General features: G+C 59.4%; 13 protein-coding genes and 1 pseudogene. 4 read left to right on the plus strand and 10 right to left on the minus strand.

Going from position 1 to position 16,361, the window contains the following annotated elements; all coding sequences use genetic code 11:
- Positions 1-23 precede the first annotated feature (23 nt).
- The 3 genes from betA to betI all read right to left on the minus strand — a co-directional run bounded on the left by betA (position 24) and on the right by betI (position 4,030).
- Positions 24-1,724: a choline dehydrogenase gene (gene betA / locus ACZRKZ_RS15855; RefSeq protein WP_463982034.1), complete on the minus strand. Its 1,701-nt coding sequence runs from the start codon at positions 1,722-1,724 to the stop codon at positions 24-26.
- Between the two features lie 128 nt (positions 1,725-1,852).
- Positions 1,853-3,325, minus strand: coding sequence for a betaine-aldehyde dehydrogenase (betB, locus tag ACZRKZ_RS15860; RefSeq protein ID WP_463967820.1), 1,473 nt, complete (start codon positions 3,323-3,325; stop codon positions 1,853-1,855).
- 111 nt (positions 3,326-3,436) lie between these two features.
- The gene (gene betI, locus ACZRKZ_RS15865) at positions 3,437-4,030 is read right to left on the minus strand and encodes a transcriptional regulator BetI (RefSeq protein ID WP_463967821.1); all 594 of its coding nucleotides are present in this window, start codon (positions 4,028-4,030) and stop codon (positions 3,437-3,439) included.
- Between the two features lie 438 nt (positions 4,031-4,468).
- Here betI and ACZRKZ_RS15870 point away from each other — a divergent pair, with 438 nt between their 5' ends.
- The gene (locus ACZRKZ_RS15870) at positions 4,469-6,466 is read left to right on the plus strand and encodes a BCCT family transporter (protein WP_463982035.1); all 1,998 of its coding nucleotides are present in this window, start codon (positions 4,469-4,471) and stop codon (positions 6,464-6,466) included.
- Positions 6,467-6,551: 85 nt separating this feature from the next.
- Here ACZRKZ_RS15870 and choV read toward each other — a convergent pair whose 3' ends face one another.
- The 3 genes from choV to ACZRKZ_RS15885 all read right to left on the minus strand — a co-directional run bounded on the left by choV (position 6,552) and on the right by ACZRKZ_RS15885 (position 9,587).
- Positions 6,552-7,730, minus strand: coding sequence for a choline ABC transporter ATP-binding protein (choV, locus tag ACZRKZ_RS15875; RefSeq protein ID WP_463967823.1), 1,179 nt, complete (start codon positions 7,728-7,730; stop codon positions 6,552-6,554).
- Positions 7,727-8,572 (minus strand): choline ABC transporter permease subunit, encoded by an 846-nt coding sequence (gene choW / locus ACZRKZ_RS15880; RefSeq protein WP_463982036.1) that lies wholly within the window; start codon positions 8,570-8,572, stop codon positions 7,727-7,729. The genes choV and choW overlap by 4 nt, the downstream gene beginning before the upstream one ends.
- A 67-nt stretch (positions 8,573-8,639) precedes the next feature.
- Positions 8,640-9,587 (minus strand): choline ABC transporter substrate-binding protein, encoded by a 948-nt coding sequence (locus ACZRKZ_RS15885; protein WP_149413404.1) that lies wholly within the window; start codon positions 9,585-9,587, stop codon positions 8,640-8,642.
- Between the two features lie 438 nt (positions 9,588-10,025).
- On the opposite strand from ACZRKZ_RS15885, the gene ACZRKZ_RS15890 reads away from it, so the two are divergent.
- The 3 genes and pseudogenes from ACZRKZ_RS15890 (at position 10,026) to gbdR (ending at position 13,024) form a co-directional block, all read left to right on the plus strand.
- Positions 10,026-11,402 carry an L-serine ammonia-lyase gene (locus ACZRKZ_RS15890; RefSeq protein ID WP_463982037.1) on the plus strand — a complete coding sequence of 459 codons (1,377 nt, stop codon included), beginning with the start codon at positions 10,026-10,028 and terminating at the stop codon, positions 11,400-11,402.
- Positions 11,396-11,491: pseudogene (locus tag ACZRKZ_RS15895) on the plus strand (outer membrane lipoprotein carrier protein LolA); the annotation flags it as partial. The gene ACZRKZ_RS15890 and the pseudogene ACZRKZ_RS15895, both read left to right, overlap by 7 nt.
- A gap of 429 nt (positions 11,492-11,920) precedes the next feature.
- Positions 11,921-13,024 carry a choline metabolism transcriptional regulator GbdR gene (gene gbdR / locus ACZRKZ_RS15900; RefSeq protein ID WP_133102362.1) on the plus strand — a complete coding sequence of 368 codons (1,104 nt, stop codon included), beginning with the start codon at positions 11,921-11,923 and terminating at the stop codon, positions 13,022-13,024.
- 122 nt (positions 13,025-13,146) lie between these two features.
- On the opposite strand, the gene ACZRKZ_RS15905 is transcribed toward gbdR, so the two are convergent.
- The 4 genes from ACZRKZ_RS15905 to ACZRKZ_RS15920 all read right to left on the minus strand — a co-directional run bounded on the left by ACZRKZ_RS15905 (position 13,147) and on the right by ACZRKZ_RS15920 (position 16,302).
- Complete coding sequence (locus ACZRKZ_RS15905) at positions 13,147-13,410, minus strand: hypothetical protein (RefSeq protein ID WP_463982038.1); 264 nt, start codon at positions 13,408-13,410, stop codon at positions 13,147-13,149.
- A 252-nt stretch (positions 13,411-13,662) separates the two neighbouring features.
- A complete protein-coding gene (locus ACZRKZ_RS15910; protein WP_463982039.1) occupies positions 13,663-14,823 on the minus strand; it encodes a gamma-butyrobetaine dioxygenase in 1,161 nt (386 codons plus the stop codon).
- Positions 14,824-14,832: 9 nt separating this feature from the next.
- Positions 14,833-15,309, minus strand: coding sequence for a thioesterase family protein (locus ACZRKZ_RS15915; protein ID WP_463982040.1), 477 nt, complete (start codon positions 15,307-15,309; stop codon positions 14,833-14,835).
- Positions 15,310-15,336: 27 nt separating this feature from the next.
- The gene (locus ACZRKZ_RS15920) at positions 15,337-16,302 is read right to left on the minus strand and encodes an L-carnitine dehydrogenase (protein WP_463982041.1); all 966 of its coding nucleotides are present in this window, start codon (positions 16,300-16,302) and stop codon (positions 15,337-15,339) included.
- Positions 16,303-16,361: the final 59 nt, after the last annotated feature.

A 16,361-nucleotide genomic window follows, 5' to 3' on the forward strand; every position in this document is an offset into this window, starting at 1 on the left:
TCGCCACAGGGGCGTATCAGTTATTACGCAGTACGGCTTACTTCACGCAGCGGCTTGCCACGCGCTGGCTTGTCGCCCGCCACGTAGTAATCCGCTGTGCTGCGTGCAAGCGGTTGGCGGCCACGGATCTTGTCGGCGATTTTCTCGGCGATCATGATCGTTGGCGCATTCAGGTTGCCGGTGGTGATCAGCGGCATGATCGAGGCATCGACCACACGCAGGCCCTGCATGCCATGTACGCGACCTTCGCCATCGACCACAGCCATCTCGTCGGTGCCCATCTTGCATGAGCAGGACGGGTGGAACGCGGTTTCGGCGTGCTCACGGACAAACTTGTCCAGTTGCTCGTCGGTCTGCACTTCAATGCCGGGGCTGATTTCGCGGCCACGGAAGGCGTCCAGTGCTGGTTGCTGCATGATTTCTCGGGTCAGGCGGATGCCGTCACGGAATTCCTGCCAGTCCTGTTCGCTGGACATGTAGTTGAAGAGGATGCTCGGGTATTCCCGTGGGTTCTTCGACTTCAGCTGGATGCGACCACGGCTCGGCGAACGCATGGAACCCACGTGGGCCTGGAAACCGTGCTCTTTCACACCGTTGCTGCCGTTGTAGTTAATAGCAACCGGCAGGAAGTGGTACTGGATGTTCGGCCATTCGAATTCTTCGCGCGAACGGATGAAACCGCCAGCTTCGAACTGGTTGCTGGCGCCAATACCGGTGCCGTTGAACAGCCACTCGGCACCGATGGCCGGCTGGTTGTACCAGAGCAGCGACGGGTACAGCGAGACTGGCTGGGTGCATGAATATTGCAGGTACATTTCCAGGTGATCCTGCAGGTTTTCACCGACGCCTGGCAGGTCGTGGACCACCGGGATGTCGAGGCTTTCCAGCAGTTTCGCCGGGCCAACGCCGGAGCGTTGTAGAATCTGCGGCGAAGCAATAGCGCCGCTGCACACCAGCACTTCCTTGCGGGCACGGGCTTCAACGCGCTCTTCAGCGGCGCCGATCAGGTAACGCACGCCCACGGCACGCTTGCCTTCAAACAGCACTTTGTCGGTCAGAGCATGGGTGATGATGGTCAGCGTCGAACGCTTCTTGGCCGTATCCAGGTAACCGCGGGCGGTACTGGCGCGACGGCCGTTCGGCGTCACGGTACGGTCCATCGGGCCGAAGCCTTCCTGCTGGTAACCGTTCAAGTCGTCGGTACGCGGGTAACCGGCCTGCACGCCGGCTTCAACCATGGCGGCGAACAGTGGGTTGTTGCCGGCTTTTGGCGTGGTCACGCTGACCGGGCCTTCGCCACCGTGGTAGTCGTTAGGGCCGATGTCGCGGGTTTCCGCTTTACGGAAATACGGCAGGCAGTCCAGGTAAGACCAGTCTTCCAGCCCTGGGGTTTTCGCCCAGCCGTTGTAGTCCATGGCGTTGCCACGGATGTAGCACATGCCGTTGATCAAGGAAGAGCCACCCAGGCCCTTGCCACGACCGCATTCCATCTTGCGGCCGTCCATGTATGGCTCTGGATCGGTTTCGTAGGCCCAGTTGTAGCGGCGGCCCTGCAGTGGGAAGGCCAGGGCGGCTGGCATTTGGGTGCGGAAATCCAGACGGTAGTCCGGGCCGCCGGCTTCCAGCAGCAGGACGGTGACGCCTTCGTCTTCGGTAAGACGGGTCGCTAAGGTGTTGCCCGCAGAACCTGCGCCAACAATGATGTAATCGTATTCTTGAGTCATGGGGTCTCCTTGAGAGCTACAAGCTCTAAGCTTCAAGCTGCAAGAAAGAGCAGCGAGCGGTGTATCTGGGAGGTGCGGCAAACCAAACTGCTTTTACTTGCAGCTTGAAGCTTGCCGCTTGAGGCTCCTCAGAACACTGATGCGTAGTCGCCCAGCTCAACCTGTACCGATTTGATGCGTGTGAAGTTGTTCAGCGAGGTGATGCCGTTCTCACGGCCAACACCCGACTGCTTGTAGCCACCGACCGGCATCTTGGCGTCGGACTCGCCCCAGGCGTTGATCCAGCAGATACCGGCTTCCAGCTGATGAATCACGCGGTGCGCGCGGTTCAGGTCCTTGGTTACCAGGCCAGCGGCCAGGCCGAAGTCGGTGTCGTTGGCGCGGCGGATCACTTCTTCTTCGGTGTCGTAGGTGAGGATGCTCATCACCGGGCCGAAGATTTCTTCACGGACGATGGTCATTTCGTCGGTGCAGTCAGTGAACACGGTCGGTGCAACGTAGGCACCCTTGGCGAATTCGCCGTCGGTCAGACGGTCGCCGCCGCACAGCAGGCGCGCGCCTTCTTCCTTACCTTTGGCAATGTAGCCGAGCACGCTTTCCATGTGGGCGAAGCTGACCAGCGGGCCGAAGTTGGTGTTTTCGTCTTGCGGGCTGCCAATGCGGATGCGGGCTACGCGCTCGGCAATCTTGGCTTCGAACGCGCCTTTGAGGGCGGTCGGAACGAATACGCGAGTACCGTTGGTGCAGACCTGGCCCGAGCTGTAGAAGTTGGCCATCATCGCAATGTCGGCGGCGCGATCGAGGTCGGCGTCGTCGAAAATGATCAGCGGGGATTTGCCGCCCAGTTCCATGGTCACTTCTTTGAGCGAAGAGCTGGAAGCGCTGGCCATGACCTTCTTGCCGGTGTCGGTGCCGCCAGTGAAGGAGATTTTCTCGATGCGCGGGTGTTCGGTCAGCCAAGTGCCGACTTCACGGCCGCTGCCGGTCAGGACGTTGAACACGCCGTCTGGAACGCCGGCTGCGGTGTAGATCTCGGCCAGTTTCAGGGTGGTCAGCGAAGTGACTTCGCTTGGTTTGAAGATCATCGCGTTGCCGGCGGCCAGGGCTGGCGCGGACTTCCACAGGGCGATCTGGATCGGGTAGTTCCACGCGCCGATACCGGCCACGACGCCCAGGGGCTCGCGACGGGTGTAGACGAACGAAGTGGTACGCAGCGGGATTTGCTCGCCTTCGATGGCGGGCACCAGGCCTGCGTAGTATTCCAGCACGTCGGCGCCGGTGACGATGTCGACGTATTGGGTTTCGGAGTACGGCTTGCCGGTGTCCAGGGTTTCCAGCGCGGCCAACTCATCGTTGCGCTCGCGCAGGATTTCAACGGCGCGACGCAGGATGCGCGAACGCTCCATGGCGGTCATCGCGGCCCAGATTTTCTGGCCCTTTTCGGCGCTGACCACGGCACGTTCAACGTCTTCCTTGGTGGCGCGTTGTACGTTGGCGAGAACTTCACCGTTAGCCGGGTTGATGGCTTCGAAGGTGGCATCGCTGCCAGCGTCGGAGTAGCCGCCGTCAATGTAGAGTTTTTGCAGTTCGAAACGGGCCATAAAGTCCTCGCAAGTGCATAAGTGGTTGGCGTTAACCACTAAAAGGTGGGCCATTAAGGTTCTGGCAACACCGATCAGCAGCAGTTCAGGGGTTGAGCGATTATGTGTGCTCTAACTCACCTGCTTGGCCAATTGGAAATCCATATATTCGTAAGCGATCCGTTGCGCCTGCTCAGTGTCGAAAGCGTCTCCCGACAGTGCGCCGCGCAACCACAAACCGTCGATCAGGGCCGCTAGCCCGCGGGCTGCGCTGCGTGCCTCGGGCAGTGGCATCGCACGGCGGAACTGGCAGCACAGGTTGGAATACAGGCGGTGATCGTTGATCCGCTGCAACCTGTGCAAAGACGGGTGGTGCATGCTGCTGGCCCAGAAGGCCAGCCAGGTTTTCATTGCTGGGCCGTTGACCTGGCTGGCGTCGAAGTTGCCTTCGATGATCACCTGCAGGTGCGCCCGTGGGCTGTCATCCTTCAACGCGTGCCGACGAACGTGGACATTCTCGATCAAGACGTTCATCAGGTACCGCATCGTGGCGGCGATCAGGCCATTCTTGTCCTGAAAGTAGTGACTGATGATGCCATTCGAGACGCCGGCCAGGCGGGCGATCAGCGCAATGCTGGCATCTCCCATTCCGACCTGATCGATGGCCGTCAACGTGGCCTCGATCAACTGCTGGCGGCGTATGGGTTGCATACCGACCTTGGGCATCGTGCACCTCTCCTTAGGCCTGCCGACGAGCGATAAACGTCCGTCGGCTTGTGGGCCAGTCTATTTTGTTTTGATTGAACGTTCAATCAACAAAGAATAAGATCTGCGACAAATCGTCACGCCCTGTCGGTTTTTTACCGACAAGGCGCGACACCAGACATCTGAAAAAAACCTCTGAAACGACCACGTGGCATAGCGCGAGCTGGCGAAGACGGAACGTTTGAATGGGCAAGACGCTTAAGGTCATGACGCGACGCTTTTTTTACTGAAAAGAGCTCGCCCAAGGCTTTCGCCGCCAGCCAACAATGTTGCTTTTGTGGGGTTCAGGGTTTTTCGGGGTGTCTTTATATCACCCGCCAGTCGACTGCCAAAAAATCGATGGATCGGGTAAAGCGCTGCCTTGTGTTTCTCTCTCGCACTGCCTGGAGCATCTGTGCCATGAGTTCTGCCTCTCTTATAAAGACCCCGCCAGAAAAGGTACGGGTCAACGGTTGGGTGTTCTACACCTCTACCGCGCTGATTCTGTTGTTGACGGCCATTTTGATCATCGCCCCGCAAGAGGCCGGCCGGGTGCTTGGTGTAGCCCAGGCCTGGCTGTCCAAAAGCTTTGGCTGGTACTACATGGTGGTCATCGCCGCCTACCTGGTATTTGTGGTGGGCCTGGCGTTTTCGTCCTACGGCAAGTTGAAACTGGGCAGCAAGGACGACACCCCAGACTTCAGCTATGGCGCCTGGGCCGGCATGCTGTTCTCTTCGGGGATCGGCATCTCGCTGTTGTACTTCGGTGCTTCGGAGCCGTTGGACCACTACTTCAATCCGCCTGAAGGCGCCGCTGCCACTGGCACGGCCGCACGGCAGGCGTTGCAGTTGACCTTCCTGCACTGGGGCCTGCACGGCTGGGCGATCTATGCCTTGGTCGGCCTGGCCGTGGCGTACTTTGCCTATCGTCATAACCAGCCGCTGGCCTTGCGTTCGGCGCTGTACCCGCTGGTGGGCGAGCGTTGGGTCAAAGGCGCTGCCGGTCACGCGGTGGACGGCTTTGGCATGTTCGTGACCTTGCTGGGCCTGGTGACCAACCTCGGCATTGGCTCGCTGCAAGTATCGTCGGGGCTGGAAAACCTGTTCGGCATGGAGCACAACAACACCAACCTGCTGATCGTGATCATCGTGATGAGCACCGTGGCGACCATCGCCGCCGTGTCGGGTGTGGAAAACGGTATTCGCCGCCTGTCCAACCTCAATATTGTGCTGTTCAGCGGCCTGCTGATTTTCGTGCTGTTGTTCGGGCCGACCCTGCATTTGCTTAATGGCCTGGTGCAGAACACCGGCGATTACCTGAACGGCATCGTGCTGAAAACCTTCGACTTGTATGTATACGAAGGCGATGGCGAGAAGTCCGAGCGCTGGATGGGCCTGTGGACCCTGTTCTACTGGGCCTGGTGGATTTCCTGGGCACCATTCGTGGGCATGTTTATCGCGCGTATTTCCCGTGGTCGTACCGTGCGTGAACTGGTGGCCGGCGTGTTGCTGATCCCGCTGGGCTTCACCCTGGCGTGGTTGTCGATCTTCGGCAACTCGGCGCTGGACCTGGTGCTTAACCATGGCGCGGTGGAGTTGGGCAAAACTGCCCTGGAGCAACCGTCCATGGCGATCTACCAACTGCTTGAGCATTACCCCGCGTCGAAAATTGTCATTGGTGTGTCGATTTTTGTGGGCTTCGTGCTGTTCCTGACCCCGGCGGATTCCGGCGCGGTGATGATGGCGAACCTGTCTTGCAAGGGCGGCAACGTTGACGAAGATGCGCCGCACTGGCTGCGGATTTTCTGGTCGTCGGTGATCACCCTGGTGACCATCGGTTTGCTGTTCGCCGGTAACTTTGAAGCCATGCAAACCATGGTGGTGCTGGCCGGCCTGCCGTTCTCTGTGGTGCTGATTCTGTTTATGTTCGGTCTGCACAAGGCCATGCGCCAGGACGTGGCGATCGAGCTGGAGCAAGCGCAACTGGCTGAGCGTGGTCGTCATGGTTTCAGCGAGCGCTTGACTGCCCTCGACCTGCACCCAACCCAAGCCGTGGTGCAGCGCTTTATGGATAAAAAGGTGACGCCAGCGCTGGAAGAAGCGGCGGCGGCCTTGCGTGCTCAAGGGCTGGATGTGCAGACTTTGCTCGGTAAGTCCAAGTGCTGCATGGGCGTGCGGATCGAGATGGAAGAGGGCAACCCGTTTGTCTACGAGGTCAGCCTGGATGGCTACCTGGCGGCGCCGAGTGAGTCGCTTCAGGGCGAGGAAGAGCGCACGCGCTACTACCGCGCCGAGGTGTATTTGCACAACGGCAGCCAGGAATACGACCTGATGGGCTTCACCCCGGAACAAATTACCCGGGATGTGCTCGATCAGTTTGAAAGCCATCGCCAGCTCCTTGGCCGTGTCTATAGCTGAGGGTTGAGACAGTGACCGTTCCCCCGCATGGGAACGATCAAACTGCCTAAAACAAAAAGGGATCGCTCACCGCGATCCCTTTTTTTCAGCCCAGGTTCTTGCCTAACAGCGCGTGGTACAGCTCGCTGTCACCCAAAATACCCACCACCTTGTCGTTGTCCTGCAGCACCAGCTTGTTTCCTGTCTGATAGCGAATCTGCAACGCATCGCGCATACCAATATTGGAATCCACCAGCGTCGGTACCCGACCCAACCCCTCCACCGCTTGCCCAGGCGCCCAGTTCTGCAGGTTCAGCACTGAACCATTCTGGCGTGCGCCCTTGATGGTGTTGCCTTCGGCCAGGTCCAGCCACGAGTCGCCGCTAGGATCGAGACATACCGAGCTGTTGACCCGTTTGCAGTTGTCCAGCGTGCGCATCAGGCTGCGGCCGCACAGCACGTTCAGCGGGTTGGTATGGGCGACGAAGGTGCGCACATAGTCATCCGCCGGGTTCAGCACGATCTCTTCCGGCACGCTGTACTGGATGATCCGACCGTCTTTCATGATCGCGATGCGGCTGCCCAGTTTCAGCGCCTCATCCAGGTCATGGCTAACGAATACGATGGTCTTGCTCAGCTTGCGTTGCAGCTCCAGCAGTTCATCCTGCAAACCCTGGCGGATCAGCGGGTCGAGGGCGGAGAAGGGTTCGTCCATCAGCAGGATATCGGCGTCCATCGCCAGGGCCCGGGCCAGGCCCACACGCTGCTGCATGCCGCCGGACAGCTCATCGGGTTTCTTGTTGCGCCACTGAGACAGGCCCACCAGCTCCAACTTCTCGTCCACCAACTTGCGGCGTTCTTTCTCCGGCCGGCCCTGCATCTCCAGGCCGAAGCTGATGTTTTCGCGCACCGTCAGCCACGGCATCAGGGCGAATTTCTGGAAGACCATGGCGATGCGCTTGGTGCGCATCATTTTCAGCTCGGCTGGCGTACAAGACGCAATGTCGATCTGTTTGCCTTCATGCTCAACAAACAGTTGCCCGCGGCTGACGGTATTCAAGCCGTTGATGCAACGCAGCAGGCTCGACTTGCCGGAGCCGGACAGGCCCATCAGCACGCAGATCTCGCCTTTCTCGATGTCGAGGCTGGCCTTTTCGACGCCGACAATTTGCCCGGTTTTTTTCAGGATCTGGTCGCGGGTCATGCCTTGGTCAAGCAGTTTCAGGGCTTCACGGGGGTCCTTGGAGAACACCACGTCGACCTGATCAAAGCGAATGATGCTCATGCGTCACCCCCTACTTTGGCGTCGGGTTGTTTGCAGATACGGTCGAGCATGATCGCCAGCAGCACGATCGCCAGGCCGGCTTCGAAGCCCAGGGCAATGTCGGCGGTGTTCAGTGCGTTGACCACCGGTTTGCCGAGGCCGTCGGCGCCCACCAGGGCGGCGATTACCACCATCGACAACGACAGCATGATGCATTGGGTAATGCCAGCGGCGATGCTCGGCATGGCGTGGGGCAGTTCAATACGCGAGAGCAATTGACGGCGTGAGCAGCCAAAGGCCTTGCCTGCGTCCAGCAACTCTTGCGGGACATCACGGATACCCAGGTAGGTCAGACGGATGGGCGCGGCAATCGCGAACACCACCGTGGAAATCAGGCCGGGCACCACACCCAGCCCGAAGAGGGTCAGGGTAGGGATGAGGTAGACGAAGGTCGGTACGGTCTGCATCAGATCGAGTACCGGCCGCATCAGGGTGTAGAACATCGGTTTGTGTGCGGCGACGATGCCCAGCGGCACACCGATGACCACGCAGACCAGGGTGGCGAACAACACTTGCGCCAGGGTCTCCATGGTTTCCTGCCAGTACCCCAGGTTGAGGATCAGCAGAAAGGAAAGGATGACGAAAGCCGTCAGTCCCCATTTGCGTTGAATAAAGTGAGCAAGCAGCGCAATCAGACCGATCAATGCCAGCGGATTGAACCAGGTCAGCGCAAACGTCACGCCGTGGATCATCGTTTCCAGTGTCGATGCGATTGCGTCGAAGTAGTCGGCGCCGTTTTGCGTCAACCATTCAACGAAGGCAGCGATGTACTGGCCAAGGGGGATTTTCTGTTCAGTCAGCATGGTAGTGAGTGTCCACATGCGAAGAGGGAAAACATCCCGGGCCAGCGTACCGGCCCGGGGTCAGCGGTTACTCGGCGAGCTTGGCTTTTACGGCCTCCAAACCTGGTTTGCCATCGATGGTGGTAACACCGGCGAGCCAGGTGTCGAGCACTTGCGGGTTTTTCTTCAACCACGCCTTGGCGGCGGCTTCGGGTTTCATTTTGTCGTCCAGGACATTGCCCATCAGGGTACTTTCCATGTCCAGGGTGAACGCCAGGTTTTTCAGCAACTGACCGACGTTGCTGCATTCCTGGACGTAGCCTTTGCGGGTGTTGGTGTAGATGGTCGCCTTGCCGTAGTCGGGGCCGAAGGAATCGTCACCGCCGGTGAGGTACTTCATCTTGAAACGGGTGTTCATCGGGTGCGGCTCCCAGCCCAGGAACACCACATCGGTGCCACGGCGCTGAGCGCGGTCTACCTGGGACAACATCCCGGCTTCGCTGGACTCGACCACCTTGAAACCGGCGGTCTTCAAGCCGAAGGCGTCTTTGTCGATCAGGCTCTGGATGGTGCGGTTACCGTCGTTACCCGGCTCAATGCCGTAGATCTTTCCGTCCAGTTCTTTCTTGAATTTGACGATGTCGGCGAAGTCTTTCAGGCCCTTGTTGTACAGCGCCTCGGGCACCGCCAGGGTGTACTTGGCGTTTTCCAGGTTAGCGCGCACGGTTTCCACGGTGCCGGCATCACGGTACTGCTTGATGTCGTTTTCCATGGTCGGCATCCAGTTGCCGAGGAAAATGTCCATGTTCTTGCCGTCGGCCAGGGACTTGTAGGTCACTGGAACGGAAATCATCGTGGTGCGGGTTTTGTAGCCGAGGGCTTCGAGGACCACGCTGGTGGTGGCGGTGGTGACGGTGATGTCAGTCCAGCCGACATCCGAGAAATTGACGGTACTGCATTGCGCCGGTTCTGCGGCTTGTGCCGCAAGGGGCAGACTCAGCATGGCGGCCAACAACAACGACGGGGAACCTTTCATGGGTTTGGACTCCTGGTGTTTTTCTGGCGGCGTTTGCCGCGCTTTATAAGTGTTGCGGTTGGGGCGTGCGACACAGCTCTGCCACGGTACCTTGCAAACGAGTCGTGACTTGATCATGTACCAGTGAAAATCTGACGCCTACAGGGGGCGTCGTATCCAGTACAGGGATGGTCGTATCCAGTGTCGGTGACGTCGCTTACAGAATTTTTCCAAGGCAATACTGCACTTTTTGTCGATCTGCACCGTAAAAAAACGGTCAAAACGAGTGATCGCACGGGGGCGGCGCTGGTAAGCATGGGTACGTCGGTGTGAGACGCCGAACGGGGCAACAAAAGCTTGATGATGCGCCCATCTCGGCGGAAAGCAGCTTGAGCGTAGCAGCTCCGTCACCAGGTGTTTTCTATGCCTGGCCTGTGCTCATCGAGGAGTTTCACGGTAATGGCTATTAGCGTTTTCGACCTGTTCAAGATCGGCATCGGCCCTTCCAGTTCTCACACCGTCGGCCCCATGCGCGCCGCGGCGTTATTCGTTCAAGGATTGCGTGAACGTGGTCTGTTGGAACAGGTACGGCGCGTTGAAGTTCAGCTCTACGGCTCTTTATCGGCCACGGGCATCGGTCACGGCAGCGACAATGCCGTGATCATGGGGCTGATGGGCGAGTGGCCGGATGCGATTGATCCGTCGCTAATTGGCCTGTGCATCGAGACCCTGCGCGAGACCAACACCTTGCTGCTGGACGGGCGTTTGCCGGTGCCGTTCCTGTGGTCGCGGGACATGCGCCTGATCGATGAAAACCTGCCGTTCCACCCCAATGCCATGACCCTGGTGGTGTTCGCTGATGACACTGAACTGCACCGCGACACCTACTATTCAGTGGGCGGCGGTTTTGTGGTGGATCAAGCGCAGGCCGCCAGTGGCGTGGCAGACATGGATCGCACTGAGCTGCCCTATGATTTTTCCAGCGCCGTGCAATTGCTGAGTTTGTGCAAGACCCACAACCTGCGGGTCGCCGAATTGATGTTGGCCAACGAAAAGGTCTGGCGCTCGGAGGAGGACATTCGCAGTGGCCTGATGAAGCTCTGGCGTGCAATGCAAGATTGCGTCGAACAAGGCCTCAAACACGAAGGCATCCTCCCCGGCGGCCTGAACGTGCGGCGGCGTGCGGCCAGGTTGCACCGCAGTTTGCAGGAGCTGGGCAAGCCCAACGTGATCGGCTCGACCTTGAGCGCCATGGAGTGGGTCAACCTGTTCGCCCTGGCCGTGAACGAGGAAAACGCCGCCGGCGGGCGCATGGTCACGGCACCTACCAACGGTGCGGCGGGGATCATTCCGGCGGTGTTGCACTACTTTATGAAATTCAGCGAGGTGGTCACCGAAGCCAACGTGGTGGACTACTTCCTCAGCGCGGCGGCGGTGGGGATTTTGTGTAAAAAGAATGCCTCGATCTCCGGCGCCGAAGTCGGTTGCCAGGGCGAAGTCGGCTCAGCCTGCGCCATGGCGGCGGCCGGGCTGGCGGAGATTCTCGGCGCTACGCCGGAACAGCTGTGCAATGCGGCGGAGATTGGCCTGGAGCACAATCTGGGCCTGACCTGCGACCCGGTGGGCGGCCTGGTGCAAGTGCCGTGTATCGAGCGTAATGCCATTGCGGCGGTGAAAGCGATCAATGCGGCGCAGATGGCCTTGCGTGGCGATGGTCAGCACTTTATCTCCCTGGACCGGGTGATCCGCACCATGCGTGATACCGGCGCGGATATGCATGACAAGTACAAGGAGACTTCACGGGGTGGGTTGGCGGTGAGTGCCGTTGAATGTTGACTGTAGGAGCGAGCTTGCTCGCGAAGGTCGTGAACGATAACGCGCCCATCCTGAATGAACGCGGCGCTCTCAGGTTTTTCGCGAGCAAGAACTAGGCGTCCCCCTCGCTCCTACATTGAGCACACCCTCTCGTCACGCCACCTTTTAGCGCGTCGCAAATAGATAAGTAGCTCCCGAACGAATCCGCCGCTGACCACCCGTCACCTGTGCTTGTGGTGACAGACTTTTCCCACGTCGTTTCTTCCGCTTCCCACAAGTGCTACCGATCTGCTCACACCCCTTGAGCCTGCTTCCTATCGCGTTTTTTTCGGGTCATATCCCCCACTCCGTGCGCGGGCTTATATAGACAGGTCAGCAGGTCGTTTTCAGGAGTTATTGAATGGCCATTCAACTTTAGGCATGGCATTTGCTCTATCAATTCAAAGCCTCTCTCCCAGGAAATATTCCCGAGGAAGATGAGTGCAATAACAAGAGCCTCGCCTGAGGCCATCATCCGCTTTGTGTGAGGAGATACCGCGATGACGTCGTTCAACTCCGGGGCTCAACCCCAGAACCGTGCGCCTCAATCCATCGGCTTTTTGCTGCTGGACAATTTCACGCTGATTTCCCTGGCCTCCGCAGTAGAACCGCTGCGCATGGCCAATCAATTGTCCGGCCGCGAGCTGTACCGCTGGACGACCTTGAGTGTCGATGGAAACCATGTGTGGGCCAGCGACGGTCTGCAAATCACCCCCGATGCCTCGATGCACAAAGCTCCGGCCCTGGACACCATCATTGTCTGCGGCGGCGTGGGTATCCAGCGCACCGTCACCCGTGAACATGTGTCGTGGCTGCAAAGCCAGGCGCGCCAGTCGCGCCGTCTCGGTGCGGTGTGCACCGGCAGCTGGGCTTTGGCTTGCGCAGGTCTGTTGGATGGCTTTGATTGCAGCGTGCACTGGGAATGCCTGGCGTCGATGCAGGAAGCTTTCCCACGCGTGGCCATGAGCACACGCCTGTTCACGCTGGACCGCAACCGCTTCACCAGCTCCGGCGGCACTGCGCCGCTGGACATGATGCTGCACCTGATCAGCCGCGACCACGGTCGTGAATTGTCGGCGGCGATCTCCGAGATGTTTGTTTACGAACGCATCCGCAATGAGCAGGATCACCAGCGTGTACCGCTCAAGCACATGCTCGGCACCAATCAACCGAAACTGCAGGAAATCGTTGCGCTGATGGAGGCCAATCTGGAAGAACCCATCGACCTCGATGAACTGGCGGTGTATGTCGCCGTTTCCCGGCGTCAGCTGGAGCGGTTGTTCCAGAAATACCTGCACTGTTCGCCGTCGCGCTACTACCTCAAGTTGCGCCTGATCCGTGCACGGCAGTTGCTCAAGCAAACGCCGATGTCGATCATCGAAGTGGCATCGGTGTGCGGGTTTGTCTCCACGCCGCACTTCTCCAAGTGCTACCGAGAATACTTCGGCATTCCACCACGGGATGAGCGCGTCGGTTCCAACACCACCCAGCAAGTGGCAATGATGCCGATCCCGCAGGCGTTGGTGTTGTCACCGCTGTCCGGGCCGTTGTCGGCGTTGAGCCAGGCTCGCAATGAGTCGACTTTCGCGAGTGTAAGGCTCTAACGCTCTAACTGTAGGAGCGAGCTTGCTCGCGAAGGTCGTGAACGATGACGCTGGCATCCTGGATGAACGCGTCGTCCTCAGGCTTTTCGCGAGCAAGCTCGCTCCTACAGAGACAGTGATTTTCAGGCGCCGGAGTTCTGCCGAAACTGCACCAGCGCCGGTAACAGCTGCTTATCGATAGCCTGCCTTACCGCCGGCAAAATCGTCGCGCTGCTGGTGTACATCTGCTCGACCATGCCCTTGAGCGCCTTGGCTCGCGTTTCACTCAAGCCGCGCACGGCACATTCGCAGGCCTGCTCGGCGGTGGCGCCGCTGGACACTTCGAAACCCAACGACCGCAGTTGGCCAAGCAGGTCGTCCTGGTCAATCAAATCCGCGTGCATCATGACGTTTATCCTTGTTAGGGGAGCGGGGGATTGAGGTCGATTCTGGTAGGCGATCGGGATGTCGGCAAGGACTGAATGCACGAATGGTCGTGACACCTATGAACAGGTCGTTTTCGGCTAACTCGCCAGCCCAAGGAATGGGCACACTGGATTCAAGCAAGCAGCTTGAAGGTTTGGTCACCCTCGGGATGCGCAGCTCACACAAAGCACTCTGCCCCGATCCTGTCACGGCTTGATCGGGGCTTTTTTTGCTTATCGCTGCAGCACCAGGATTCGCGACAACAACTCATCCCGATCGATATAGCAGCCCTGGAAATGCCGCGCCCCCGAAGCCGGGTCAAAGGCATTGCGCGCATGTAACGTGCGGCGATTATCGAAGCACCACAACTCACCGGGATTCAATCGTTTGACCAGGCGAAACCGATCCTCGCGCGTCATTGCGATAAACCGTCGATAGGCGCGGTACAGCAATGGCATCTGCTCCACCGACGTCTCAAACGGCCCGCGCAGAAAGTTGGCCATGCGGATCTCCGCGACCTCACCCAGGGCATCCAGCGCAATGATCGGCGCCAGGCGGCGATAGTCGCTATGGCGGTCCTTGTTGCGAAACTCCACCGGGATTTCACACAGCGCACGAAACGCTTCGGGATCTTCTTCTCGCAAGGCGCGAGCAATGGCAAAACCGTCGACAAAAATACTCTCGCCACCGTTGGCGTCATTGACCAGGCAATGCAGAAATTGCAGCCCCGGTTGCAGCTCGCGGGTGGGCAAGTCGCTGTGCAGCGGCAGGTTGAAAGCGGTGTAGGCATTGCTGTCGGCATCGGCCTTGGATTGCACGTTGAACAGCACGCCGAAATTACTCTCGCGGATGAACGAAATGCGCCTGGCGATAAGTGCCAGGGAACCCGGTTCGACAGGTACGTCGCGCACTTGGGTCAGGCCGCTGTCGCGCAGGGCCAGCAGCCATTGCAGCAGTGCCTTCGGGTCTTCCATCAAGGCTGCGTATTCAAAAATCGGTAGTTCAAAGCGGCTGTCCCACAGCTTGGATGTTGGCTTGGCGGCCCGGCGTTCGGCGCGGGATTCATCGTCATAGGCATGGGCCCGCAGCCAGCCGGGATCGAAGCGGCTGCTGTGGCCGCCGTGCCATTCCACACGCAGGAAACCCTGCTCGATGTGTGCGCTTAGGGCCGTGAGGTCCTCGTCGACATCGACAATCTCCAGCACCTGTTCGCGGGTCACGCTGTACACGCAGGCCGGACACGGGCAGTTGTCTCGCAGCCACTGATGATGGAACGGGCTGCCCCGGCCATCGGCCCACTGCACCCGCACCTGATCGGCCAACACCTGCACATCGGCGAGGGCGCTGATCAGCGGGTAAGTGCGGAAGTCGGCAACAGCGGCGGCGGTGTTCATGGTGATCCCCTATTTTTCCGGTGGCAGGCCAATGACGCGGCCGAGGAGGGCGGGTTTTGCCAGATCGGTTTGCTCGCCAGTGATGGCCGCCAGCTTGTCCAATATCGCCTCAGTGAACGGTGCCGAACGCGGCCCCGCGAGATCGACGTGGAGCAGCATTTGTTCGTTGCCGGCCAGTTCCCGCTCTTCTCCCGCCCGATGGAGGCTGTGATAGAGGTGCAGGCGCTTGCGGTCGTGGGCGATCAGTTGCGTGTGAACTTCAACCTCGGCGCCCAGCTTCACTTCGTGTAGGTAGTTGAGGTGTAGTTCCAGGGTGAACAGCGAGTTGCCGCTGGCTTCGCGGTTGTCGCTGTCCAGGCCCAGGGTGTCCATCAGCGCGTCGGTGGCGTAGCTGAAAATCAGCAGGTAGAAGGCATCGCGCAGGTGCCCGTTGTAGTCGACCCAGTCGGGGAGGATTTTTGTGGTGTAGGTGGTTAGAGTGGGCATGGCATCGGTTCCAGGGGAGATGATCGGTTACTCACTGAAGGTCATGCCGTGCTTGGCTTTGGTGGTTTTCACCGCCTCCAACACCGCCAACAGGCAATCATCACGATAGCGCTCCAGGGCCGAAATGCTGTGCTTGCCTAACTGCTCGCTGGTGCCATCGACCACATCGTCAATCAGCTTGTCGGTCAATTCCGGGGCGGGCAGATACGTCCACGGCAACTGCAACGCTGGCCCAAACTGCGCCATGAAGTGGCGCATCCCGGCATCGCCACCCGCCAGCGTGTAGGTCAGGAAAGTCCCCATGAACGACCAGCGCAAACCCGCGCCAAAGCGAATTGCATCGTCGATTTCGCCGGTAGTCGCCACACCATCGTTGACCAGGTGCAGCGCCTCGCGCCACAGCGCTTCCAGCAGGCGGTCGGCGATAAAGCCTGGAACTTCCTTGCGTACATGCAGCGGGCGCATGCCGAGGGATTCATACACCTTGATCGCGGCCTGCACCGCTTTTGGCGCGGTATTCTTGCCGCCTACCACTTCCACCAGCGGCAGCAGGTACACCGGGTTGAACGGGTGGCCGACCACACAACGCTCAGGATGGGTCGAACCTTCGTAAAACTCGCTGGGCAACAGCCCTGAAGTGCTGGAGCCGATCAACGCATTGGGCTTGGCCGCCGCGCTGATCTGGGCGTGTAATTGCAGCTTCAGTTCCAGGCGTTCCGGGGCGCTTTCCTGGATGAAGTCAGCGTCTTTGACGCACTCTTCAATGGTTGCGACAAAACGCAGGCGGTCCTGGGACGCACCGGGTGCCAGGCCTTGTTTTTCCAGGGCACCCCAGGCGTTGGCGACGCGTTTGCGCAAGGCTGCTTCGGCGCCGGGTGCCGGGTCCCAGGCCACTACATCGAGGCCGTGGGCCAAGGCGCGGGATACCCAGCCGCTGCCGATGACACCGCTGCCCAGTGCGGCGAAGGTTTTGATTTCGGTGATAAAGCGCATGGCAACTTCCTAAAGAGAGGGTAATTCCTGTAGGCGCGAGGGGGACGCCTACAGGATGA

This window comes from Pseudomonas sp. c313, assembly GCF_055407145.1.

Bases quoted from the DNA above. Each gene is read 5' to 3' on its own strand.
- gbdR (WP_133102362.1), top strand. From the start codon at position 11,921: ATGACGTCGTTCAACTCCGGGGCTCAACCCCAGAACCGTGCGCCTCAA.
- choW (WP_463982036.1), bottom strand. From the start codon at position 8,572: ATGCTGACTGAACAGAAAATCCCCCTTGGCCAGTACATCGCTGCCTTC.
- ACZRKZ_RS15910 (WP_463982039.1), bottom strand. From the start codon at position 14,823: ATGAACACCGCCGCCGCTGTTGCCGACTTCCGCACTTACCCGCTGATC.
- ACZRKZ_RS15870 (WP_463982035.1), top strand. From the start codon at position 4,469: ATGAGTTCTGCCTCTCTTATAAAGACCCCGCCAGAAAAGGTACGGGTC.
- choV (WP_463967823.1), bottom strand. From the start codon at position 7,730: ATGAGCATCATTCGCTTTGATCAGGTCGACGTGGTGTTCTCCAAGGAC.
- ACZRKZ_RS15885 (WP_149413404.1), bottom strand. From the start codon at position 9,587: ATGAAAGGTTCCCCGTCGTTGTTGTTGGCCGCCATGCTGAGTCTGCCC.
- betA (WP_463982034.1), bottom strand. From the start codon at position 1,724: ATGACTCAAGAATACGATTACATCATTGTTGGCGCAGGTTCTGCGGGC.
- betI (WP_463967821.1), bottom strand. From the start codon at position 4,030: ATGCCCAAGGTCGGTATGCAACCCATACGCCGCCAGCAGTTGATCGAG.
- ACZRKZ_RS15905 (WP_463982038.1), bottom strand. From the start codon at position 13,410: ATGATGCACGCGGATTTGATTGACCAGGACGACCTGCTTGGCCAACTG.
- ACZRKZ_RS15915 (WP_463982040.1), bottom strand. From the start codon at position 15,309: ATGCCCACTCTAACCACCTACACCACAAAAATCCTCCCCGACTGGGTC.
- ACZRKZ_RS15890 (WP_463982037.1), top strand. From the start codon at position 10,026: ATGGCTATTAGCGTTTTCGACCTGTTCAAGATCGGCATCGGCCCTTCC.
- betB (WP_463967820.1), bottom strand. From the start codon at position 3,325: ATGGCCCGTTTCGAACTGCAAAAACTCTACATTGACGGCGGCTACTCC.
- ACZRKZ_RS15920 (WP_463982041.1), bottom strand. From the start codon at position 16,302: ATGCGCTTTATCACCGAAATCAAAACCTTCGCCGCACTGGGCAGCGGT.